Source organism: Dactylosporangium sp. NPDC049525, from assembly GCF_040676755.1.
In the GTDB taxonomy this organism is placed as follows: Bacteria; Actinomycetota; Actinomycetes; order Mycobacteriales; family Micromonosporaceae; genus Dactylosporangium.
This window is the reverse complement of record NZ_JBFAPO010000006.1, coordinates 284231-306397: the sequence shown is the minus strand read 5'-3', so window position 1 is coordinate 306397 and position 22167 is coordinate 284231. Positions and strand designations below refer to the sequence as shown.

At 72.7% G+C, this 22167-nt stretch carries 15 protein-coding genes; 6 read left to right on the top strand and 9 right to left on the bottom strand.

The window, feature by feature from the left end; genetic code table 11:
• Positions 1-91: 91 nt before the first annotated feature.
• The 5 genes from AB0K00_RS13265 to deoC form a co-directional block, all read right to left on the bottom strand.
• Positions 92-3880, bottom strand: coding sequence for a hypothetical protein (locus AB0K00_RS13265; protein ID WP_363519701.1), 3789 nt, complete (start codon positions 3878-3880; stop codon positions 92-94).
• Between the two features lie 235 nt (positions 3881-4115).
• Positions 4116-5327: a DNA primase gene (locus tag AB0K00_RS13260; RefSeq protein WP_363519659.1), complete on the bottom strand. Its 1212-nt coding sequence runs from the start codon at positions 5325-5327 to the stop codon at positions 4116-4118.
• A gap of 91 nt (positions 5328-5418) precedes the next feature.
• Positions 5419-6294 carry an aldehyde dehydrogenase family protein gene (locus AB0K00_RS13255; RefSeq protein ID WP_363519657.1) on the bottom strand — a complete coding sequence of 292 codons (876 nt, stop codon included), beginning with the start codon at positions 6292-6294 and terminating at the stop codon, positions 5419-5421.
• Complete coding sequence (locus AB0K00_RS13250) at positions 6284-7714, bottom strand: aldehyde dehydrogenase family protein (protein WP_363519654.1); 1431 nt, start codon at positions 7712-7714, stop codon at positions 6284-6286. The genes AB0K00_RS13255 and AB0K00_RS13250 overlap by 11 nt, the downstream gene beginning before the upstream one ends.
• 4 nt (positions 7715-7718) lie before the next feature.
• Positions 7719-8654, bottom strand: coding sequence for a deoxyribose-phosphate aldolase (deoC, locus tag AB0K00_RS13245; RefSeq protein WP_363519651.1), 936 nt, complete (start codon positions 8652-8654; stop codon positions 7719-7721).
• 25 nt (positions 8655-8679) lie between these two features.
• Here deoC and upp point away from each other — a divergent pair, with 25 nt between their 5' ends.
• Together upp and AB0K00_RS13235 are read left to right on the top strand one after the other, a co-directional pair.
• The gene (gene upp, locus AB0K00_RS13240) at positions 8680-9312 is read left to right on the top strand and encodes a uracil phosphoribosyltransferase (protein ID WP_363519648.1); all 633 of its coding nucleotides are present in this window, start codon (positions 8680-8682) and stop codon (positions 9310-9312) included.
• A gap of 90 nt (positions 9313-9402) precedes the next feature.
• A complete protein-coding gene (locus AB0K00_RS13235) occupies positions 9403-10566 on the top strand; it encodes an endoglucanase (RefSeq protein ID WP_363519645.1) in 1164 nt (387 codons plus the stop codon).
• A gap of 2 nt (positions 10567-10568) precedes the next feature.
• Here the strand turns inward: AB0K00_RS13235 and AB0K00_RS13230 are convergent, their stop codons facing one another.
• The gene (locus AB0K00_RS13230; RefSeq protein WP_363519642.1) at positions 10569-12176 is read right to left on the bottom strand and encodes a phospho-sugar mutase; all 1608 of its coding nucleotides are present in this window, start codon (positions 12174-12176) and stop codon (positions 10569-10571) included.
• 106 nt (positions 12177-12282) lie between these two features.
• Positions 12283-14082: a serine/threonine-protein kinase gene (locus AB0K00_RS13225; RefSeq protein WP_363519640.1), complete on the bottom strand. Its 1800-nt coding sequence runs from the start codon at positions 14080-14082 to the stop codon at positions 12283-12285.
• A gap of 733 nt (positions 14083-14815) precedes the next feature.
• Here AB0K00_RS13225 and AB0K00_RS13220 point away from each other — a divergent pair.
• Together AB0K00_RS13220 and AB0K00_RS13215 are read left to right on the top strand one after the other, a co-directional pair.
• A complete protein-coding gene (locus AB0K00_RS13220; RefSeq protein WP_363519638.1) occupies positions 14816-16150 on the top strand; it encodes an amidohydrolase in 1335 nt (444 codons plus the stop codon).
• 67 nt (positions 16151-16217) lie between these two features.
• Positions 16218-18464: a hypothetical protein gene (locus tag AB0K00_RS13215; RefSeq protein ID WP_363519635.1), complete on the top strand. Its 2247-nt coding sequence runs from the start codon at positions 16218-16220 to the stop codon at positions 18462-18464.
• A gap of 41 nt (positions 18465-18505) precedes the next feature.
• Here AB0K00_RS13215 and AB0K00_RS13210 read toward each other — a convergent pair whose 3' ends face one another.
• Positions 18506-19939 carry a DUF4349 domain-containing protein gene (locus AB0K00_RS13210; protein ID WP_363519632.1) on the bottom strand — a complete coding sequence of 478 codons (1434 nt, stop codon included), beginning with the start codon at positions 19937-19939 and terminating at the stop codon, positions 18506-18508.
• A gap of 146 nt (positions 19940-20085) precedes the next feature.
• Here AB0K00_RS13210 and AB0K00_RS13205 point away from each other — a divergent pair, with 146 nt between their 5' ends.
• Positions 20086-20712 (top strand): MBL fold metallo-hydrolase, encoded by a 627-nt coding sequence (locus AB0K00_RS13205; protein ID WP_363519629.1) that lies wholly within the window; start codon positions 20086-20088, stop codon positions 20710-20712.
• Between the two features lie 8 nt (positions 20713-20720).
• On the opposite strand, the gene AB0K00_RS13200 is transcribed toward AB0K00_RS13205, so the two are convergent.
• Entirely contained in the window at positions 20721-21290 is a 570-nt protein-coding gene (locus tag AB0K00_RS13200) for an exonuclease (RefSeq protein WP_363519626.1), read from the bottom strand.
• A gap of 19 nt (positions 21291-21309) precedes the next feature.
• Between AB0K00_RS13200 and AB0K00_RS13195 the strand changes: the two genes are divergently transcribed.
• Positions 21310-22113 carry a TolC family protein gene (locus AB0K00_RS13195; protein WP_363519623.1) on the top strand — a complete coding sequence of 268 codons (804 nt, stop codon included), beginning with the start codon at positions 21310-21312 and terminating at the stop codon, positions 22111-22113.
• Positions 22114-22167 lie beyond the last annotated feature (54 nt).

The following is a 22167-nucleotide window of genomic DNA, read 5'->3' as shown; positions in this document are numbered from 1 at the left end:
CTGGTGCAGGAGGACCTGCGCACGCTGTGGCAGCGCACCGCCGGCTTCTGCGACCCGCACCTCGATCACTGTTTCGGTGCTTCTTCGGTGCTCAGCGGCGCGCTGAGCGGTATTCGAACTCGCGCTCCTGGTATTCGCGGCTGGCCTCACGCTCGCGGCTGAAGTCCCAGCCGCCGGCCGCCTCGCGACCCGGGCGGCCGCCGACGGCGAAACCGCCGACCTCCTGGCCCCGGCGCCAGCCACGGAAGTAGCCGGTGGTGTGCGCGGCGATCTGCGCGGCGTCGCGGACGATGCGCAGCGGGCGCTCCGGGGAGTTGATCGGAGAGCCGGGAACCAGGTTCTGCTGCGGCACGCGCCGCGGCAGGCCGGTCGAGGTCTCGTCGCCGAGCTTCGGCTGGGCGGCCTCCTCGGCGGCCCGCCAGGCCGAGTCGTTCTGGTTCTCCCAGCTGACGGCGGGGCGCTCGGCCGGGGTCTCCGTCTCGCTGTCGGCGTCCCAGTCGGTGAACCACGCGGAGCGTGCCGCGGCGAATATCAACAGGTCGCCGTCGGCCTCGTCGGAGGGCTTCGTGGTCGCCTCGGCGCGTTCGGCGGCGGCGCGGCGGCTGCGGCCCGCGCCGGTGCCGTTGCTGCGGGCGGTGGCGCGTTCGGCCGGGCCCTCGACGAGGCGCAGGGCGGGCGGTTCGAAGCGGAACTCGCCGCTGTACTCCCCGCTCAGCTCGTCGGCATACCCGGTGAGCGCCGGGTCCGGCACGGGGGCGGGCTCGACGAGGCGGAGACCGGCGGGCTCGGCCGGCAGGTCGCCGGTCTGCCACGGGGGCGGGACGCGACCCTCACGCTGGCGGGGCAGTTCGACCGGGCGCTCGGCCCGGGACCGCTCGCTGCGGGGGATCTCGGTGCGGGAACGCTCGGACCGCGGGATCTCGGTCCGGGACCGCTCCGAACGGGGAATCTCCGTGCGGGGCCGCTCGGCCCGATCGGTCCGCTCGGCCCGCGAAGGCGCCGGCTCGGCCGCATCGGCCCGGGACCGCTCGCTGCGGGGGATCTCGGTGCGGGCCCGCTCGGCGCGCGAAGGCTCGCGCGAAGTCTCACGGGCAGCCTCACGGGAGGACTCGCGCGACGGCTCGGCGGCCTCGGCGCGGGAGCGCTCCGAACGGCGGCCTTCCGACCGTCCGCTGGAGGCTGCCTCGTCGGCACGGCTGGCGCGCCGTCCCCGGCTCGGCTCCGCGGCCGGCTCCCCTTCGGGGGCCGACAGGTCGGAACGGTTGAGCGGGTCGCGGTCGGTGCGGTTACGGTCGGCCCGGTTGCGCTCGGACCGGCTCAGCTCGGAGCGGTTGAGCAGCTCCGCGTGCTCGGAGCGGCCGGCGGGCTCGGTGGCGCCGCGGCGGCCGAAGTCGCCGGGCGTCTCGAGGTCCCGCAGCTCCACCGGCGGCTTGGGCAGGTCGCTCAGGCGCGGCAGGCTGCTCAGGTCCGACGAGAACGACGGGGTCTCGGCGGCGAACGACGGTGGCTCGACGGCGAACGCCGACGTCGTCATGTTCAGCGGGTCACCGTCGAACGCGTCGGCGCGGTCGGTGCCGGTCAGCGGCCAGCTGCTCCGCGTCCCGGGCGCCGGGGTCGCCGGGTCCAGGGTCGGCGGCTCGCCGAGGGAGCTGAGGTCACTGAGCCGGATCGCGCCGCTGTCGCTCTCCTGGGCCGCGGCCGGAGGCGCGGAGGAGGGACGGGTGAAGTCGAAGCCACTGTCGGCCAGCAGCGGAGCGATGCCCGGCGGAGGCGGCGGCATCAGCGACGCGAACGTCGGCTGCTGGTCGGTCGCCGCCGGCGGCGGGATCACCGGGGCCGGGGCCACCGGCGGCGGTGCGACCGGGGCCGGCGCGACGGGCAGGGGTGCGACCGGCACCGGCTGCGGCGGCGCGGGCTGCAACGGCACCGGGATCGACTGCATCGACGCCGGGATCGGCTGCTGCTGGTAGGTCGGCGGGATCGGCGGCGCGGGCGCATACGTCGGCGTCGGCGGCTGGTAGGCGGCCGGCTGGTACGGCGGGGCGACCGGCTGGCCGGGACCACCGGCGGGCGCGCTGTCGAAGGCGCCCGGGAAGGTCGGCGAGTAGCCGGGCGGTGTCGACGTGACCGGCTGCCCGTAGGTGGGCGGCGCGGTGTACCCGGGCGGCGTCGAGGTGACACCGTACGCCGGGGGCGTCGACGGGACGCCGTAGCCGGGCGGGGTCGACGTGACCGGCTGCCCGTAGGTGGGCGGCGCGGAGGCGACCTGCTGCCCGAACCCGGGCGGGGTCGAGGTCACGGGCTGCCCGTAGCCGGGCGGCGTGGACGTGACGGGCTGACCGTACGCCGGAGGCGCGGAGGCGACCTGCTGCCCGAACCCGGGCGGGGTGGACGTGACCGGCGGCCCGTAGCCGGGCGGGGTCGAGGTCACCGGCTGGCCGTAGCCGGGCGGCGTGGACGTGACCGGCTGGCCGAACGAGGCGGCCGCGGGCTGGTAGCCGGGCGGTGTCGCGGTCGCCGGCGGGGTCGAGGAGACCAGCGGCGGGCCGGACACGACCGCGCGGCGCGACGGCGGACCCGACACGACCGGGGCGGCCGGCGGAGCGGACACCGCCGGCGGCTGGGCCTGCGTGGGCAGCTGAGGAGCCTGGGTGGGCGCGGCCTGAGCGCGGCGGCGGCCACCGGTCGCCTGCGCGGCGGTGGTGCGTCCGGCGGCGGCAGCGGGCTGGGCCCCTGCCCCGAAGGCGGCCGCGGACCCGGGCGCACCCTGGGCGGCGGTCGACTCGGCGGCGCGGGCGACCTCGGCGGCGCGGGCGGCGACCCGGCTGCGGGTCGGCGGCGCGTCCTGGCCGACGGCGGCCACGGAGCCGAGGGACCCCGCGGAGCTGGGGGCGGAGGCGGGCACGGGCGGCGCGGCACGCAGCGGCGCGACCGGCGTCAGCGGCGACCCGGCGCGCTGGCGGCCGGGCTGGAGCCGGGACGGGCTCATCTTGTCGGCGAGGACGCCGACGAGTGAGGACGCGGCGGCGTCGCAGGCGCGGACCGCGGCGACGGACTGCCGGATGGTCTCGGCGACGGCGGCGGTGAGCGCCCGGTTGACCCCGGTGCGACGGGGGGTCTCGGCGATCGCGACCCGCAGCGCGGTGATGGCCTCGCCGAGGGTGGTGGCGTCGGCGAGGCCGCCGGCCGCGAGCTCGGTGACGACCTGGGCGTCCCGGTTCCGTCCGGCGGCGCCGCCGCCGAGGATGCCGGGCTCGGGCAGCGCGTCGAGGATCGCCAGGGGGATCGCCTCGGCCGGGTCCGGGTAGGCGCGCAGTGCGGCCGGGTAGAGCTCGCGCAGCACCTCCCGCAGCGTCGCCGCGGCGCTCTGGCGGCCGGCGACGACCGCGGCGTGCGCGGCCAGGACCGGCTTGAGCGGCAGCATGTCCCGCGGCGGGGACTGCCCGACCGCGGAGAGCACGCCGGCCTGCAGCGCGCGGGCGAGGCCCACGGCGCGCCGTTCGGCGGCGTTGGACTGGATCTCCTCGGGCGACTCGTCGTCGGCGAACCGCTCGGCGTAGTCGTCGGCCGAGTCGTCGTCGGTGAAGGCGAGGTTGCGCCCGGCCGCGGTGAGCAGCTGGGTGACGACGTGGTCGTCGCTCTCGGCCGCGACCGCGACGGCGGACTGCCCGCCGGAGCGTTGCGCGAGCAGCGCGCTGAGCTCGGCGTAGCCGCCGGCGTCGTCGCTCACCTCGCAGATGTCGATGAGTCGGCCGGCGTCGTCGACGACCGCGACGGTCAACCAGATTTCGGAGCTTGACTGCGGCTCGGCGAGATCAGCCGACGCCAGACCGCAGTACACCCGAACGAGCGCCACCGCGTCGTCCTCCTCTCGGGACAGCAAGTTGAGCTTTCATCACGTCGGCGGGGGCGTGTCCCGGCGCCCCGCCGTGTGTTGCCGCAGGTCAAACTGAACGACCTCTACTAAACAGGTTACGAGCGGGTGGCGCGATCAGCCGTTTCGGTTGAATGCCCTCATCGGCTGATCGTCGCTCAGCGCCGCACCCGTCCGGTCAAAGGTCGGGTCTTGCCCGCCGTGCCAAAATGCCCACGGCTTAGATCCTGTCGGTCACAAATCAATCACGCCAGTCCACAGCGGCAGAAATCTTGCCGATTATGGTCCGCCAGCCGAGCGCTGCCTGTTGTGCCCCGATTTTCTTCAGCCGCCGCTTGGCGAAGAAGCCGCCGACGCCGCCGCCGGCCGCCGCGCGCAGCGCCTCGTCGAGGTCGTCGAGCGGGGAGCCGGGGGAGAGGGCGGTGCGCACCGGCTCGAGGCGCAGCGAATATGCCAGGTCCCGCGCGGCCTCACCGGCGGCGATGAGCAGCTCGCCGTCCCAGGCGTCCTGGCCGCCGCGGAGGTTCTCCACGACGAGGTCCAGCTCGTAGCGGTCCTCGTCCTTCGGCACGACCGAGGAGGCGGTGATGCGGGTCTTCAGGCTGCTCCACGTGTCGAGCTGGAGCAGGTCGTGCTCCTCGTCGGACTTCACGAACTCGACGAGACCCTCGACGCTGCGGAAGAGCAGCAGCTTGCCGCGGTGACCGAGGAACGCGGGAACCTCCTCGGGCTCCTCCTCGTCCTCGTCGTCGGCAATGACGTCCGGCTCGTCCGCGGCATCCTTGTCCGCGTCGTCCGATTCGTCATCCTCGTCCGACTCGTCCTTCGCGACGGCGTCGTCCGACTCGTCGTCCTCGTCCTCGTCCTTGTCCTTGGCCTCGTCGTCGTCACGAGCGGACTGCTTCTTCGAGGACTTCGTCAGCGCCGCCGGCTCGGGCTCGTCCTCGGCGAACAGCTCGGCGTTGTCGTCGAGGATGACGACCTCTTCGTCGTCCGCGTCCGCCTCGCGGCGGTGGAGGATCGCGAAGTCGTCCTCCTCCTCGTCCAGCTCGGTCGGGGTGAGCTCGGTCGACAGCCGGTAGGCCCGCAGGGTGTAGCCGACGCCCTTCGGCAGCGCGATCTCGACCGGCTCGATGTTGACGTCGGTCCACATCGCGTCGGCCTGCGCGGAGCGCTCCCGGCCGCCGTCCTCCTCGTTGAAGTCGGCGTCGTCGTCCAGCGCCTCGACCTCGTCGTCCTCGGTGCTGTCGAGGCCCGCCTCGACGTCCTCGACGTCCTCGACGTCCTTGACGTCTTCGACGTCCTCGACGACGTTGGCCGTCTCAGTGCTGTCTGAAATGTCCGAAACCTCTTCGGCGGCGACCGGCTCGGGCGCCGGGGTACTCTTCTTCGCTGCCGCTGGGCGCGAGGACGCCGGACGTGAAGAAGACGGACGGGAAGACTGGCGGGCCACTGTGACCTCCGTAGTCGGCTCGGCGTGCGGGCACACTGCTCACTTACATGGCCTCGCGCACAAACACCCTAGTGTGCCCGGTTGGCGACGGTCAGACCCCCTTGGGGTGCCAGACCGTCTTGATCTCCAGCAGTGCCAGCATCCGCGACACTCCTGGATCGGTCGTCCAGTCGGGGCTACCAGGTCGGATCACCCGCTTCAGGTTCTCCGCCGCGGCAACTTCCAACGCCGTGGCGAGCGTGTTGTCCGTCACACCTGTGAGGTCGATGGCGTTGACGTCCATGTGCGCCGCGAGCCACGGCGCCATCTCCTCGACCTTTCCGGTGAGCATGTTGACGACGCCACCCGGGAGGTCGGAGGTGGCGAGGACCTCGGTGAGCGAGATCGCCGGCAGCGGCCGGTCGGTGGCGGCGAGGACGACGACGGTGTTGCCGGTCACGATCGCCGGCGCGATGACGCTGACCAGGCCGAGCAGCGACGAGTCGGCGGGCGCGACCACGGCCACGACCCCGGTCGGCTCCGGCGCGGACAGGTTGAAGTAGGGACCGGCGACCGGATTCGCCCCGCCGTGGATCTGCGCGATCTTGTCCGCCCAGCCCGCATACCAGACCCACCGGTCGATCGCGGCGTCCACCTGCGCGGCGGCCTCCTTGCGCGAGACGCCCTCGGCGGCTTTCACCTCGCTCACGAACTGCTCGTGGCGGCCCTCGAGGACCTCGGCGACCCGGTAGAGGATCTGACCGCGGTTGTAGGCGGTGGCGCCGGACCACTTGCCGACGGCCGCGCGGGCCGCCTTGACCGCGTCGCGGGCGTCCTTGCGGGAACCGAGCGCGGCGTTGGCCAGGAACGCGCCGGAGGCGGAATGCACCTGGTAGGACCTCCCGGATTCGCTGCGGGGGAACGCGCCGCCGATGAACAGTTTGTACGTCTTGCGAACGGCGAGCCGCGCCGGTGACTCAGTGCTCAAGGTATGCCTCCAGCCCGTGACGGCCGCCCTCACGGCCGTAGCCGGACTCCTTGTAGCCGCCGAAGGGTGACGTCGGGTCGAACTTGTTGAACGTGTTGGCCCACACGACGCCGGCCCGCAGCTTGTCCGCGATGTGCAGGATGCGGGAGCCCTTCTCGGTCCAGACCCCGGCGGACAGCCCGTACGGCGTGTTGTTGGCCTTCTCGACGGCCTCGTCGGGGGTGCGGAACGTCAGCACCGACAGCACCGGGCCGAAGATCTCCTCGCGGGCGATGCGGTGCGCCTGGGTGACCCCGGTGAAGATCGTCGGGGCGAACCAGTAACCCCGCGAGGGCAGCTCGCACGGCGCGGACCACCGGGCGGCGCCCTCGTCCTCGCCGATCTGCGACAACTGCCGGATGCGGGCCAGCTGCGCGGCGGAGTTGATCGCACCCACGTCGGTGTTCTTGTCGAGGGGATCGCCGACCCGCAGCTGCGCCATCCGCCGCTTCAGTGCGTCGAGGAATTCTGAGGCCACGGACTCCTGCAGCAGCAGCCGGGACCCGGCGCAGCAGACGTGCCCCTGGTTGAAGAAGATGCCGTTGACGACGCCCTCGACCGCCTGGTCGATGGCGGCGTCGTCGAAGACGATGTTGGCGGCCTTGCCGCCCAGCTCCAGGGTGAGCCGCTTGCGGGTGCCGGCCACCGAGCGCGCGATGGCCCGCCCGACCTCGGTCGAGCCGGTGAACGCGACCTTGTCGATCCCGTCGTGCTCGACCAGCAGCCGGCCGGTGTCCCCGGCGCCGGTGACGATGTTGACCACGCCCGGCGGCAGCTCGGCCTGCTGGCAGATCTCGGCGAACAGCAGCGCCGTCAGCGGCGTCGTCTCGGCCGGCTTCAGCACCACCGTGTTGCCCGCGGCCAGGGCCGGCGCGATCTTCCACGCCAACATCAACAACGGAAAGTTCCACGGGATGACCTGTCCGGCCACGCCGATGGGCTTGGGATCCGGCCCGAATCCGGCGTACGCCAGCTTGTCGGCCCAGCCCGCGTAGTAGAAGAAGTGGGCGGCGACGAGCGGCACGTCGACGTCGCGGGACTCCCGGATCGGCTTGCCGTTGTCGAGGGATTCGAGCACCGCCAGTTCGCGGGCCCGTTCCTGGATGATCCGGGCGATGCGGAACAGGTACTTGGCCCGCTCCCGCCCTGGCATCGGGCCCCAGACCGTGTCGAAGGCGTGGCGCGCCGCCCGCACCGCCGCGTCGACGTCCTCCGAGGAGGCGGACGCGATGTCGGCGAGGGCCTCCTCGGTGGCCGGGTTGACCGACTTGAACGACTCACCCCGCCCGTCGACGAACTCGCCGTTGATGAACAGGCCGTAGGAGGACCGGATGTCGACGACCGAGCGTGACTCCGGCGCGGGTGCGTACTGAAAGTCCATCGCCCTAGTCCAAGGTGAAGTAGTCGGGGCCCGCGTAGTGGCCGGTGGCGAGCTTGGTCCGCTGCATGAGCAGGTCATTGAGCAGCGTGGAGGCGCCGAAGCGGAACCGGTCCGGCTCCAGCCAGTCGGGGCCGGCGGTCTCGTTGACCATGACGAGATACTTGATCGCGTCCTTCGCGGTGCGGATGCCGCCGGCGGGCTTCACGCCGATGATCCGGCCGGTCGCGGCCCGGAAGTCGCGCACCGCCTCGAGCATGACCAGCGTCACCGGCAGCGTCGCGGCCGGCTGGATCTTGCCGGTCGAGGTCTTGATGAAGTCGGCGCCGGCCAGCATCGCCAGCCAGGAGGCGCGGCGCACGTTGTCGAGGGTGGCCAGCTCGCCGGTCTCCAGGATGACCTTGAGGTGGGCGTCGCCGCACGCCTCCTTGATCGCCACGATCTCGTCGTGGACCTCGGCATACCGCCCGGCCAGGAACGCGCCGCGCTTGATCACCATGTCGATCTCGTCGGCGCCGTCGGCGACCGCCGCTCGGGTGTCGGCGAGCTTCACGTCCAGGGGTGCCTGCCCCGAAGGGAATGCGGTCGCCACGCTCGCCAGGTGTACCCCACTGCCGCGCAATGCCTCGGCCGCCACGGCGATCATCGCCGGATACACGCAGATCGCGGCGGCGCTCGGGCAGGTCGGGTCGGCGGGGTCCGGCCGGATCGCCTTCGCGCACAGCGCCCGGACCTTGCCGGGGGTGTCGGAGCCTTCGAGCGTGGTCAGGTCGACCATGCGGATCGCCAGGTCGAGGGCCTGGGCCTTCGCCGTCGTCTTGATCGACCGGGTGCCCAGCATGGCGGCGCGCTGCTCCGCGCCGACCTGGTCGACACCGGGCAAACCGTGCAGGAAGGTCCGCAGGGCGCCTTGTGAGCGCGCGACCTCGGCGGTGAGGGTCATGCCCCCGAGTCTAGGCTTATGCCTCGTGGACGTACTCGTGGTGGATCACCCTCTGGCCAAGTCGCGACTGACCGCGATGCGTGACGAACGCACCGACAACGGCCAGTTCCGTGCCGCGTTGCACGAGCTCACCACGATGCTGGTGTATGAGGCGGCCCGCTCGCTGGCCACCGAGCAGTTCCCGGTCAAGACGCCCGTCGCCGTGGCCGAGGGCACCCGCCTGGCCAACCCGCCGCTGCTGGTGCCGGTCCTGCGCGCCGGCCTCGGCATGGCCGACTCGGCCCTGGCGCTGCTGCCGGAGTCCTCGATGGGGTTCGTCGGGCTGGCCCGCGACGAGGAGACCTACGAGCCGCGCGCCTACATGGAGTCGCTGCCCGGTGACCTCAAGGGCATCCCGGTGCTGGTCCTCGACCCGATGCTGGCCACCGGCGGCTCGCTGCTGCACTGCGTGCGGCTGCTGGTCGACCGCGGCGCGACCGACATCACCGTGCTGTGCGTCCTCGCCGCGCCGGCCGGCATCGAGCGGCTCGCCGACTCGGGCCTGCCGATCCGCCTGGTCACGGCCGCGATCGACGAGAAGCTCAACGAGCGCATGTACATCGTCCCGGGCCTCGGCGACGCCGGCGACCGGCAGTTCGGCGGCATGCCCCGTTTCTGAGGGGCGGATTAAGTTTGGTCGCCGGAACGGGGGACTTCCGCTGCTCAGCCATTGCCTGGCGGGCTGAGTAGCGGCCTACGGTGACCGGCGATGAAGCACCGACGCTCGTTCCTGCGCACCCATCCAGTCCTCGCCGTGGCGCTCGCCGTCGGGGTCCTCGTCGGCTCGGGCGCCCTCGCGGCGACGGCCGTCGGCAGACCCGAGCCGCGGGCTGTCGCCGTACCGGCGGCGCAGCGACCAGACGACAGCGGCCTCGGGACCGCCGGCGCAACCCCGGCACCGGCGAAGTCCGCGGCCCCTTCGCCGAAGGAGAAGACGCAGGAGGGCACCCGCGGCTGCGGGCTGAGCGCCAAGCTGGTGCCGAGCTGCGGCCTGCTGTGGGGGGTCGCGCCGGGCGCGTTCACCGATCTGCCGTCGTCCAAGGCGCTGGGCAACTTCGAGCGCACCACCGGCCGGCCCGCCGACATCCTGCACGCATACCACCGCGGCGACGAGGTCTGGCCGACCGCCGACGAGATCGCCACCGTGCGGCAGTCCCGCAAGCGGATCCTGTTCGCCAACTGGAAGGTTGCCTGGGACACGACCTGGGCCGACGTCGCCGCCGGCGGGCAGGACGCCCGCATCGACCGCGCCGCCGCCCGGCTGAAGGCGTTTCCGGGCAAGCTGTTCGTCGCGCTGCACCACGAGCCGGAGAACGACGTGCGGGCCGGCGGCGGCATGACCGCCCGCGACTACGCCGCGATGTACCGGCACACCGTCCTGCGCCTGCGCGCCGCCGGCGTCACCAACGTCGTCTTCGTCATGGTCTACATGGCCTACGAGCCGTGGTGCGTGCAGCCGTGGTTCGGCGACCTGTACCCCGGTGACGACGTCGTCGACTGGATCGGCATGGACCCCTATCTGTTCGCCAAGCCCGGCGGCTACGGCCACGGCGACTTCGCCTACCTGGTCGACCGCACCTCGGACCCCGCGAAGTGGCCCGGGTTCTACACCTGGGTCACCCGCACGCACGGCAACAAGCCGCTCATGATCGCGGAGTGGGGGGTGTACGAGCATGCCGCCGACCCCGCCCAGAAGGCCTGGATCTATTCGACGGTCCGTCAGCAGCTCGGGCGCTTCCCCGCGATCAAGGCGCTGGTGTACTTCGACTCGCCGAACGCCCCCAAAGGCGACACGCGGCCGGACAGCTCCCGGGCCGCGCTCGCGGAGTTCCAGAAGCTGGCCGCGTCGACGGTCTTCGCGGTGACGCTCTAGATCTAGAGCCCCAGCGCCTGCGCGGTCTCCGTGCGCAGGGCCGCCAGTGACGCCCGGGCCTTCTCCCGGGCGGCGGCCACGTCACCGTCGACGACCGGCTCGACCACCTCCAGGTATGCCTTCAGCTTCGGCTCCGTCCCCGACGGGCGCACCACGACCCGGGTCGGGCCGGCCCGCACGATCAGCACGTCGGCGTCCGGCAGCAGGTCCTCGACCGCGTGGACCGGCTCGTCGAGCAGCTCCACCGGCGGCCGCCGCCGGATCGTGGCCATCGCGGTCGCGATGTCGGCGAGGTCGTCGACGCGGACGCTCAGCTGGTCCGTCGCGTGCACCCCGTGCCGCAGCGCCAGCTCGTCGAGGCGGTCGCCGAGGTCCTTGAACTCCGACTTCAGCCCCGCGGCCAGCTCGCACACCAGCAGCGCCGCGGTGATGCCGTCCTTGTCCCGGACATGGGTGGGCGCGACGCAGTACCCCAGCGCCTCCTCGTAGCCGAAGACCAGGTCGTCGCCGGCCCGCACGATCCACTTGAAGCCGGTGAGCGTCTCGCCGTAGGGCACGCCGTGCGCCTCGCACATCCTCGACAGCAGGCTCGAGGACACGATCGTGGTCGCGTAGCGGCCCTTGACGCCGCGGCGCATCAGGTGGTCGGCGAGCAGGACCCCCACCTCGTCACCCCGGAGCAGCCGCCATCCCGCGCCGGCCTTGTCGCTCTTGTAGGCGACCGCGCACCGGTCGGCGTCGGGGTCGTTGGCGATCGCGATGTCCGCGCCCGTCTCCGTCGCAAGGGCGAGCAGCAGGTCGGTCGCGCCCGGCTCCTCCGGGTTGGGGAAGCTTACGGTCGGAAAGTCGGGATCGGGCTCTGCCTGCTCCGCGACGACCGCCGGCGCGGGGTAGCCCGCTTCGGTGATTGTCCGGAGAAATACGTCTTTTCCGACTCCGTGCATCGGGGTGTACGCGACGACGAGGTCCCTGGGCACCTCCGGCTCGACGGTGCGCAGCGCCCCGTCGACGTACGCGTCGATCACGTCCTCGCCCAGCGTCTCGCCGGCGTCACCCAGCGGAACGTCCAGCAGCGGGCCGACCGCCCGGATCGCCCGCTCGATCTCCCGGTCCGCGGGCGGCACGATCTGCGAGCCGTCGCCCAGATACACCTTGTAGCCGTTGTCCTGCGGCGGGTTGTGGCTCGCGGTCACCATGACCCCGGCGGCCGCGTTGAGGTGCCGCACCGCGAACGCGAGGACCGGCGTCGGCAGCGGCCTGGGCAGCAGCAGCGCCCGCCGCCCGGCGCCCTGCGCCACCCTGGCCGTCTCTTCGGCGAACGCTTTCGAGCCGTGGCGGGCGTCATACCCGACGACGAGCGGCCCGTCGACCGCGCTGTCCTCGAGCCACCGGACCAGCCCCGCCGCCGCGCCCCGCACGACGGCGAGGTTCATGCCGTTCGGGCCGGCCCGCAGCGGACCCCGCAACCCGGCGGTCCCGAACGTCAACGGCCCGGCGAACCGGTCCTGCAGCTCCTGGTGATCGTCGAGCACGGCCCGCAACTCGTCCCGGCCGGCAGGGTCGGGATCGTCGGCCAGCCAGGCCTCCGCTTCGGCGCGCAGATCACTCATCCGTCGTTCTTAGCACGCCCCGCCGCCACCCGAGCCGCCCCCGCTTTTCCCGCGGCCCTTGCCTGCAGCCCTTGCCCGCGGACGGGACGATGCCCCGCCGGCACGGTCACTGGCCGGTGGAGGCGCCTGTCGACGGGGTGACGAGCTTGAACGAGCGGACCATCTCCTCGAAGATGACCTTGCTCTCGGCGAACTTGGCCTCGGGCACGGTCACGAAGAAGTGGTAGCTCTTGCCGTTGACGACGACCGCGTTCCAGAGTGCGTGGCGTTGCTGGTCGCCGGCACCGCAGGTGTATTCGAGGACCGCGGCATCGTGGCCGTCGAGCTTGTTGTCGGTCATGTCGACGTGCGCGTAGGGCTGGGTGCAGCTGGACGCGGTCGACTTCAGCCGGTTCTCCGCGCCCTCGAGGAAGGCGCGAGGAGTGTTCGACGCCTTCTCGATGTTGATGCGGATGCGGCGGTTGGGGTCGGCCGGGTCGGTGATGTCGAAGTAGGGCGCGGTCGCGTTGCCGAGCTGCTTCTTCGTCCAGCCCTTCGGGATATTGACCGCGATGCCGCCGGGGTGGCTGAAGGACTCCACGTCCAGCAGGGGCCGGGCCGGGGCGCTCGACGCGGTCGTCGGCGGCTTGCCGCTCTGCGCGTCGGAGCCGCCGCCGGAGAACAGGCCGGACATGGACAGCGCGATGACGAGGACGACCACGACGCCCGCGGCGACGGCGATCTTCGCCCAGCGTGGCGACTGGGTGACCATGCGCTTCAGGTCGGCGCCGGGCTGCTTCGGCGGCTCGGCGGGGGCCTGGGTCCAGTCGGTGGTGCCGAGCGGACCGTCCTGGTAGGCCGCGTAGCGGCTGGCGTCGGTGCGCTCGAGCTCGGGCTCCTGCGCCTGGTGGGACGGGCCGCCGGAGTGCATGCGCCGCAGGGCGCCGCTGACCGTCTCGCCGGGGGCGATCATCGCCCGGCCGCCGATCTGGCCGGTAGGGGAGTGCTGCGGGGTCGCGACCGTCGGCTGGTGGGTCGGGCGGACCACCGCATAGGGGTCCGTCATGTGCGCCGGGGCGTTGCTGGCGAGGGGGCCGGCGAGCAGGTCACGCAGGACCGCGCGGGCGGTCTCGACATTCCAGCGGCGGGCCGGGTCCTTCTCCAGCAGGCCATAGAGCACACCGGCGAGCGGGCCGGCGCGGACCGCCTGGGCCGGCGGCTCCTCGACGACGGCGCGCATCGTCTCGAACGGGTCGCGCCGGTCGAACGGCGGGCGGCCCTCGACCGCCGTGTAGAGCGTGACGCCGAGGGAGAACAGGTCGCTGGGCGGCCCGAACTTCGCGCCGATGGCCCGCTCGGGGGAGATGAAGTGCGGCGAGCCGAGCACCATGCCGGGCGTGGTCAGCTCGCTGTCGGTGGGCATGCGCGCCACGCCGAAATCGGTGAGCACACAGCGGCCGTCGCCGGCGATGAGAACGTTGGCCGGTTTGACGTCGCGGTGCAGGACGCCGGCGGCGTGGGCGACCTCGAGCGCGCCGAGCAGGGCGATGCCGATCTTGGCGACCGCACGGGCGGCGAGCGGGCCGTCCTCCACGATCATCTCGGCGAGGCTGCGGGCCTGGAGCAGCTCCATGACGATCCATGGGCGGCCGGCCTCGGTGACCACGTCATAGACCTGGACGACGGCGGGGTGGGACAGCGCCGCCGCGGCCCGGGCCTCGCGCAGCGTCCGCTGATACATCGAGTCGCGGTCGCTGGGGGCCATGTTCGGCGGCAGTATCACTTCCTTGACCGCCACGTCGCGGCGCAGCACGGTGTCGCTGGCGCGCCAGACCGTGCCCATGCCGCCGTGGCCGATGGCGGTGCGCAGCGCATAGCGCCCGCCGATCACCACGCCAGGCGCGGCACGCTGGCCGGGCACGGGCATGCTCGTGGAGCCAGGCTCGCGGGGTTCCCGCTGGTCGGGGCCGCGCGCAGAATCACGCCCGGCTCCGGCGGAGGCCAGAGCGCCGGTGGGTGGCAGGGGCTCGCCGTGCCACGTCGGGAGCTGAGTCACAGGCTGTAAACCGTCGTCATGGAGGGGAGATGACTTTCTCGCTGTACGACCGCGGTCCCCACTATCTTGCGTGCTGGCCGCCGGTTAAGAAAGGTGGGGTCCTGTCCTTCACCGTACCGTGACCCACAGGCAACCGTGCGTGCTGATCTTGTCGCGCTGCTGGAACGGTTGGATTGAATCCGCTCATTCGGGGAACCCGAACGGTACGGCGGAGCGTCTACGCAGGGGTACTGAAACGCATCCGGAACATCGGGGGACTACTTTCCCTGGATTTCCAGGTGCGCCTGCCGATCGGGGGGCCGGACGCACGCATGGTGCGGTGCCGACCCCCAGGTTCATGCCACTCTGCGACGTCTTCCGTCACTGTGCGTCGATCATTGGCAATCATGGCGGCAGCACCGAGGCAAAAATTACTCGCGACACCACGTGACCGTGGCGCCTGTCACCCGTTGTAGGAGGTGAGGGTTACTTGTCTGAAGCGGACCGCTCACTTCCGACGAGGCCAGCAGCTTTACGCCTCCAGTACCAATCAAGTGACGCTCAGCTATCCGAACATCACGAGAATGATGTTGCGCTCCGTCACCTTGACCCAGTTAGTCTGTCCATGGCACGCATGGGGCGGGCCGCTCCTTTAGACCGAAATAGAGAACTCACCGTGACGAGAGCGCTGACGCTGCCCGATCCTGCCGCTGCGGCGGCACGGGTCAGCAAGTTGACGTCGTCCTGGCCCGAGACTCCACCCGGGGCCGATCCGCTGCCCGGTCAACTCGACCGCTGGCTCACCTCCCGGGGTGCCGAGCTCGTAGCCGTCCGACGTCACATTCACGCGCATCCGGAGCTCTCCGGCCAGGAGTTCGAGACGGCGGCCCTGGTCGCCCGCGAGCTGACCCGCGCCGGTCTGTCGCCCCGCATGCTGCCCAAGGGCAACGGCGTCATGTGCGACATCGGCTACGGCGACCGGGTCATCGCGCTGCGCGCCGACCTGGACGCGCTGCCGCTGCCGGACACCAAGGACGTGCCCTACCGCTCCACCGTCGACAACGTCTGCCACGCCTGCGGCCACGACGTCCACACCACGATCCTGCTCGGCGTCGGTCTCGCCCTGGCCCAGCTGGCCGAGCGCGACGAGTTGCCGGGCCGGGTGCGGCTGCTGTTCCAGCCGGCCGAGGAGACGATGCCGTCGGGCGCGCCCGAGGTCATCGCCGCCGGCGGCCTCAAGGACGTCGCCGCGATCTTCGCGCTGCACTGCGCGCCGCAACTGCCGGTCGGCCTCGTCGGGGTCCGCTCCGGGCCGTTCACGGCCGCCGCCGACAAGATCGAGGTCCGGCTGACCGGCCGCGGCGGGCACACCGCCCGGCCGCACCTGACCGCCGACCTCGTCCACGCGCTCGGCCGGATCCTCGTCGACGTGCCGTCGCTGCTGGACCGCAAGCTCGACGCCCGCGCCGGGGTCTCCATGGTGTGGGGCGCCGTGCGGGCCGGCGAGGCGGCCAACGCGATCCCGATCGAGGGCATCGCCCGCGGCACCATCCGCGTGCTGAGCCGCGACGCCTGGCGCGACGTGCCGGAGCTGGTCACCAAGCTCGTCCACGACGTCATCGCGCCCACCGGCGCCGACGTCGAGGTCAAGTACACCCGCGGCGTGCCGCCGGTGGTCAACGACCGGCTCGCCACCGCGATCATCGCCGGCGCCGCCGGTGCCGCCCTCGGCCCGGACCGGGTCGTCGAGGCGGAGATCAGCATGGGCGGCGAGGACTTCGCGTTCTACCTCGAGAACGTGCCCGGCTCGATGATCCGGCTCGGCGTCGGCGTGCCCGGCTCGGACCAGAAGTTCGACATCCACCAGTCGTCCTTCGACGTCGACGAGCGCTCGATCGGCTACGGCGTCCGCGTCATGGTGCACACCGCGCTCGCCGCCCTGAGCGCCGGGGCGTTCTGAGCCGGCCCGCGTTCTCAGCCGGCACGGGGGCTATCTAAAAGCGTCACTGGTCTGGTAGCCATGGGCCGTGGTCACTGAGTTGCGTGTGCACGGCGTCACGGGCACCCCGGCGGAGGACGTCCTCGACCGGCCGCTGCTGCGGCGGGTCGCGGGCGACACCGACGCCGGGTTCTTCCGGCCCCGCGCGGAGTACGGCGCGGTCACCGGCCCCGGCGGCGTCACCCTGGAGGCCTACCGCTGGGGCAACCTCACCGCCGGCGCCGCCGCCCGCGCGCTCTGGCTGCTCCTGCTGCCCTTCATGTTCGCCAACGTCGCCATCTGGCTCCGCCCGGACGTCCGCCCCGGGCCCCGGGCCGCGATCCGGGCCCTGACCCGCGTCTTCGCGCTGACCATGACCGCGTCATTCGTCCTGTCGTTCGTCGAGATCTCGATGGACCTGGTCGGCTGGCAGTGCGCGGCGCTGCCCCGCTGCCTGCAGGACCGCGGATACCTGTCCGTGCTCGCGGACGGCACGTTCGCCACGACCAGCCGGCGGCTCGCCGTCACCGCACTGATCCCCGTCTTCGCGATCGCGTTCCTGTGGTTCCTGGGCCGGCGGACGTGGGCGCGGTACGAGGCGTACCCGATCACCACCGACGGCGACGGCGACGGGCTCGCGCACCCGTGCTTCTGGAACGGCCGGCCCCTCGTCGGCCGGCTCCGGTCGGTGCACATCGCGGTCGCGTTCGGCACCCTCGACGCGGTGCTCCTCGGCGTGCTCGTCCCGCACGACCGGCACCCGCTCGGTTACGCCCTCGCCGGCGTCACCGCCGTCATCCTGCTGCTGGGGTTCCTCGCGGTGACCCTGACCGCCGTCGTGCACCGCGACAGCCCGGCCGCCTGGGCGAAGCCGTTCACCCGCGTGCTCAGTCACGCCACCGTCGTGCTGACCGGCTTCGTGCTCGCGTACGCCTGCCTCAAGCGCGACCCGTGGACGGCCAAGGACCGGCTGCCGGTCTTCAGCGGGACCATCACCGTGCTCTTCGGCGTGCAGGTCCTGCTGATGCTGGTGCTCGGCGGCGTGGTCCTGGCGACCCGCCCGAAGCGCACGTTCCTGCAGGGGCTCGCGGGCCCGCTGATCGCCAGCACCGGCCTCGGCGTCGCCGTCGCGTTTGCCGCCGGGATGGCGTACCGGGTCGCCGACTTCCTCGACCGGCGGGGGCTGCCGTCCACCGCTGACTACGCCGGTCGTCGCCAGGTGATCGAGCCGCCGCCCGCCTACGAGTGGGCCGCCGCCGGCTTCGTCCTGCTGCTGGTGCTCGCGGTGCTGGTCGGGCTGACCATGGGGCTGCCGCTGGTGCGCCGCCTGCGCCGGTACGCCCGGGTCGTCACCGACGCCGACTTCCGTGGCGGCCGGCAGCGTGACCCGCGGCGGGCCGGGCACATCGACACCGCCGTCGCCGATGCCCTCGTCACCGACCACGTCGGCCGCATGCTCGTCTGGGTGTTCGTGCCGGCCGCCGCGGCGGCGGTCGTCGCGACCGGGTTCGCGCTGCTGGGCCGGCGGCCGATCCGGCTGGCGTCGTCCGGTTCGGCGACGGCCGAGGCGGTGTCGACGGTCGTCAACCTCGGCACCTATCTCATCGGCCTGTCGGTGCTCGCGCTCGTGTTCATCGGGGTGCTGGCGTACCGGTACCAACGCTTCCGCCGCATCGTCGGCGTGCTGTGGGACCTCGGCACGTTCTGGCCGCGGGCCGCGCATCCCCTCGCGCCGCCCTGCTACGCCGAGCGGGTGGTGCCGGAGCTGGCCCGGCGCGCCGGGTGGCTGGCCGCCGAGCAGGGCGGGGTGATCCTGTCCGGGCACAGCCAGGGCACCGTCCTGGCCGCCGCGACCGTCCTGCAGCTGCCACCGGAGGCGCAGGCCCGCACCACGCTGCTGACCTACGGCTCGCCGCTGCGCCGCCTGTACGCGAGGTTCTTCCCCGCCTACGTCAACGACGCGGTGCTGGAACGCATCGGCGCGGTGCTGGCCCACCCCGAGGATGGCGTCCTCGACGCGGGTCAGCACAGCCCCCGTTGGGTCAACCTCTGGCGGGACACCGATCCGATCGGCGGCCCCGTGCAGTCACCGACCGCACGGGATGTGCGGCTGGTGGATCCGCCGGGCTTCGGCATCGCACCCGGTGACACGGTGTTCCCCAAGGTTGACGGACACTCCGGCTATCAGCTGCGGCCCGCGTACGGCGCGGCGGTGGCCGGACTCGTGACGGTCCTGTCGGGCACCTCGGCCGAGCCGCCGACGGTGGAGAACCCGTCGGCGCACTCGACCCCCTGACCGGACGCTGCTCAATCGGTGGTGCGTGACCCGTCCGGCGGTCACTGGTCCTTTTCGTCGTCCTCGTCGCGCTTCGCCGGCACCTGAGACGGTGCCTGAGACGGTGCCTGGCTCGGTGCCTGAGACGATGCCTGGGTCGGTGGCTGGGTCGGTGGCTGGCCCGGCCCCCGGCCGCCGGCAGGCGGCGCGGAGACCGGACCGGCACCGCCACCGTCAGCCGGACCGCCGGCAGGCGGCGCGGCGACGGGGCCGGTTCCGGACGCCGCCGCGGGACCGGCGGCGGGCGGTGCGGTGACCCGGCCACCGGCAGCGGGCGGCGCGGAGACCGGCCCGGCCGAAGGCGGTGCGGCGACGGGTCCCGCCGCGGGCGGCGCGGAGACGGGTCCGGTCGAAGGCGGCGCGGCGACGGGGGCGGGCGGTCCGGAGACCGGGCCGCGAGCCGGCGGGACGGGCGGGCCGGGGCGCGGGCCGGCCCCCGGGCGCTGGGCGGCCGGGAACGCGGCCGGCGGCGGGTTCCAGCCCGGCAGCGAACCGACCGGCTGAGCGCCCGCACCACCCGCGGCGGCCAGCGCGGGACGCCTCGGCCGGAAGCGGCGGACGAGCCAGACCAGGACGTACGCCGGAACACCCAGCAGCAACAGCCACGGGACCAACCAGCCCAGCACCGTCAGTGCCACCTGCAGCGAGGCCAGGAACGCGTTCAGGCCCGACTTGAAACCGGCCACGATGCCGATCTCGTCCTTGTCCTTGGTGACGGCAGCCTCCGGGCCGAGCAGCTGCAGCGTGATCGTGGACAGCGCGGTCAGGCCGTCGAGCTTGCGCTTGCGGGCCTGCAGGGACTCCAGGTCGGACAGGCGGCGCGACAGCTCCGACTCCAGCGAGGTGATCTCGCCGATCGTGGTCGCCCTCGCCAGGAGCGCGCGGATGCGGTCGACGCTCGCCTCGGCGTTGTCCAGCCGCGCCTGCACGTCCACGACCTGGTCGGTCACGTCCTGCGCGGTGATGGTGCGGTCCTCCTCGTCGCCGAGGTCCTTGAGCAGCTCCAGCGTCGGCGTGAACTTCGCCGCCGGGATCCGCAGCACCAGGGTGCCGGTGGAGCGGCGGTCGTCGCGCCGGCGGTTGTCGCCGCCGACGAAGCCGCCCGCCGCGGTGGCGAACGAGATCGCCTTCGCCGCCGCGGCGTCGACGTCGTCCACGCGGACGGTCATCGTGCCGGAGTAGATGATCGAGCGGTTCTCGACGTCGAGGTTGTCGGGGACCTTGTTCGGGTTCTGGTTGGGGTCCTGGACCGGCTCCTTGGCGGGACCGGCGCCGGGGCCGCCGCCACCCTCCTGCGCCACCCCGGGCGCGGCCGCGCCGCGGTCGGCCGAGCTGGGCACGGAGGAGTCCTTGCTGTCGGCCGCGCAGCCGCCCACTGCGACGAGCAGCGCGGCACCCACCGCCGTGAGGAACACTCTGGTGCGCCTGACTGACATGACGCCTCCTGGGTAGGGTCGATCGGAGCGATCGAACTGCACCCTGGGACGTGGCCGGACGGCATCCCGGTTCCCGCCCTTCGCGTCACGGTTGCGACACAGCAAAGCCACGGCCAGAGCACGGCGAAGCAGAGGAGACGGAGCCCATGCGCATCACCAAGTTCACGCACGCCTGTCTGCGCATCGAGCACGACGGCGGGGTGCTGGTGATCGACCCGGGCGTCTTCAGCGAGGCGGAGGCCCTCGACGGCGCCGACGCCGTGCTCATCACGCACGAGCACTTCGACCACGTCGACATCGAGGCGCTGCGGGCGCTGAAGCGCCCCGAGCTCACCGTGCACACCCATGCCGACGTCGAGGCGCAGCTCGCCGACCTCGACGCCGACGTCTACGCGGTCGCGCCGGGCGACGTCTTCGTCGCCGCCGGGATGACGGTCCGCGCCCACGGCGGCAGGCACGCGGTCATCCACCCGGACATCCCGCGGGTCGTCAACATCGGCTTCGTGATCGACACCCCGGACGGCCCGCTGTATCACCCCGGCGACGCGTTCCACGTGCCGGACGAGCAGATCGCCACGCTGTTCGTGCCGGTGTCCGCGCCGTGGCTAAAGCTCGCCGAGGCGATCGACTTCACCCGGGAGGTCGCGCCGGAGCGCGCGTTCGCGCTGCACGACAGCCTGCTGGTGGACGCCGGTCAGCAGATGGTCACCGGGCACATGACCCGGCTGGCCGACACCCGGTACGCCCGCCTGGAGCCCGGCGAGAGCATCTAGGGCTCCGTCTAGGGCTCCCAGACCATCAAGTTGGCGAAGAGCTCCGCCTGCTCGACGGCGTCGTCCAGGGCGTGATGGGTGTGCCTGCGCTTCGACAGCAGGTGCGCCGGCATCCGGCTCTTCACGGCGGCGCCGATCGGGACGCCCGCGCGGACCGCGTAGAGGGTCTTGATGTCCAGACAGCCGGAGTGGCCGAAGACGCTGCGGCCGGTGAAGCGCAGCAGGTACCAGTACAGGAACATCCAGTCGAACACCGCCGGATAGGCGACGATCACCGGCCGCCCGGTGCCGGCGGTGCGCGTCACCCACTGGCTGAGCTCGCCCATGGCGACGGCCGGGTCGGCGCCGTCGCGCAGCAGGTCGGCCCGGTCCAGCCCCGACACCGCCAGGGCCTCCGGGACGAAGTCGTCGCTGATCGGTCGCAGCTCCCGGTAGAACGTGTCGGCGGTCGGGTCCGTCGCGACGAACACCCCGTCGGAGCGTCCGGCGACCGCCAGGCCGAGGCTCACCATCGAATACGGCCCGGGGATCGGGCCGTCGGCCTCGACATCGAGGGAGAAATAGACGTCCGCGCGCATCCGCTGATCCTACGATCGGATGGTGGACGATGCGCTCGCCGCCGCGGTGGCCAGGTTGTATGCGGTGCCGCCCGAGGAGTTCGTCGCGGTGCGCGCCGAAGAGGTCGCCAAGGCCCGCAAGGCGCGCGACACGGGACTCGCCGGCGCGATCGGCAAGCTGCGCAAGCCGACGGTCGCGGCGTGGCTGGTGAATCTCCTCGCGCACGAGCGGCCCGACCTGGTGACGGAGCTGCTCGAGCTGGCCGCGGAGCTGCGCGACGCGCAACGCGAGCTGCGCGGCGCCGAACTGCGCGAGCTGTCGACCAGGCGCCGCTCCACCGTCGCCGCCCTGGCCAAGGAGGCCGCCCGCCTCGCCGGCCCCGACCGGGCCAACCTTCCGCTGCAGGAGGTGGAGGGAACCTTCGCGGCAGCGCTCGCCGATGCGACGGTGGCGGCGGCGGTACAGGAGGGGGCGCTGACGAAATCGCTCGAGTACACGGGTTTCGGGGAAACCCCGCGACCGCAGCTGCGGCTGCTCCAGGGCGGTGAGGACGCGCCCCGGCTGAGCACCGTGACCGCGAAACGGTCCACGCCGACGCAGGACGACCGGGAGCAGCGCGCCGAGGCCCGCCGGCGGGAGGAGGAGCGGCGCCAGGCCGAGGCGGAACACGCCCGGGTGGTCAAGCAGGCCCGCCGCGAACTCATGACCGCGCTGCAGCAGCTGACCGATGCGGAGACCGCGAAGTCCGAGGCGGAGCGCGCCGTTGCCGCCGCGGAGAAAGCGATCAAATCAGCTGAGAAGCGGGTGAAAATCGCGCAGGACGCCCTCGCGGACCTGTCCTGAACCCGACCGGATGCCCTCCCCCGAACGTGTGCCTACTCGGTGATCCACCCGAGC

Excerpts from the sequence above, each read along its gene's own strand:
- AB0K00_RS13250 (WP_363519654.1), bottom strand. The coding sequence starts at position 7,714 with ATGGACTTTCAGTACGCACCCGCGCCGGAGTCACGCTCGGTCGTCGAC.
- deoC (WP_363519651.1), bottom strand. The coding sequence starts at position 8,654 with ATGACCCTCACCGCCGAGGTCGCGCGCTCACAAGGCGCCCTGCGGACC.
- AB0K00_RS13235 (WP_363519645.1), top strand. The coding sequence starts at position 9,403 with ATGAAGCACCGACGCTCGTTCCTGCGCACCCATCCAGTCCTCGCCGTG.
- AB0K00_RS13230 (WP_363519642.1), bottom strand. The coding sequence starts at position 12,176 with ATGAGTGATCTGCGCGCCGAAGCGGAGGCCTGGCTGGCCGACGATCCC.
- AB0K00_RS13225 (WP_363519640.1), bottom strand. The coding sequence starts at position 14,082 with ATGCCCGTGCCCGGCCAGCGTGCCGCGCCTGGCGTGGTGATCGGCGGG.
- AB0K00_RS13220 (WP_363519638.1), top strand. The coding sequence starts at position 14,816 with ATGGCACGCATGGGGCGGGCCGCTCCTTTAGACCGAAATAGAGAACTC.
- AB0K00_RS13210 (WP_363519632.1), bottom strand. The coding sequence starts at position 19,939 with ATGTCAGTCAGGCGCACCAGAGTGTTCCTCACGGCGGTGGGTGCCGCG.
- AB0K00_RS13205 (WP_363519629.1), top strand. The coding sequence starts at position 20,086 with ATGCGCATCACCAAGTTCACGCACGCCTGTCTGCGCATCGAGCACGAC.
- AB0K00_RS13200 (WP_363519626.1), bottom strand. The coding sequence starts at position 21,290 with ATGCGCGCGGACGTCTATTTCTCCCTCGATGTCGAGGCCGACGGCCCG.
- AB0K00_RS13195 (WP_363519623.1), top strand. The coding sequence starts at position 21,310 with ATGGTGGACGATGCGCTCGCCGCCGCGGTGGCCAGGTTGTATGCGGTG.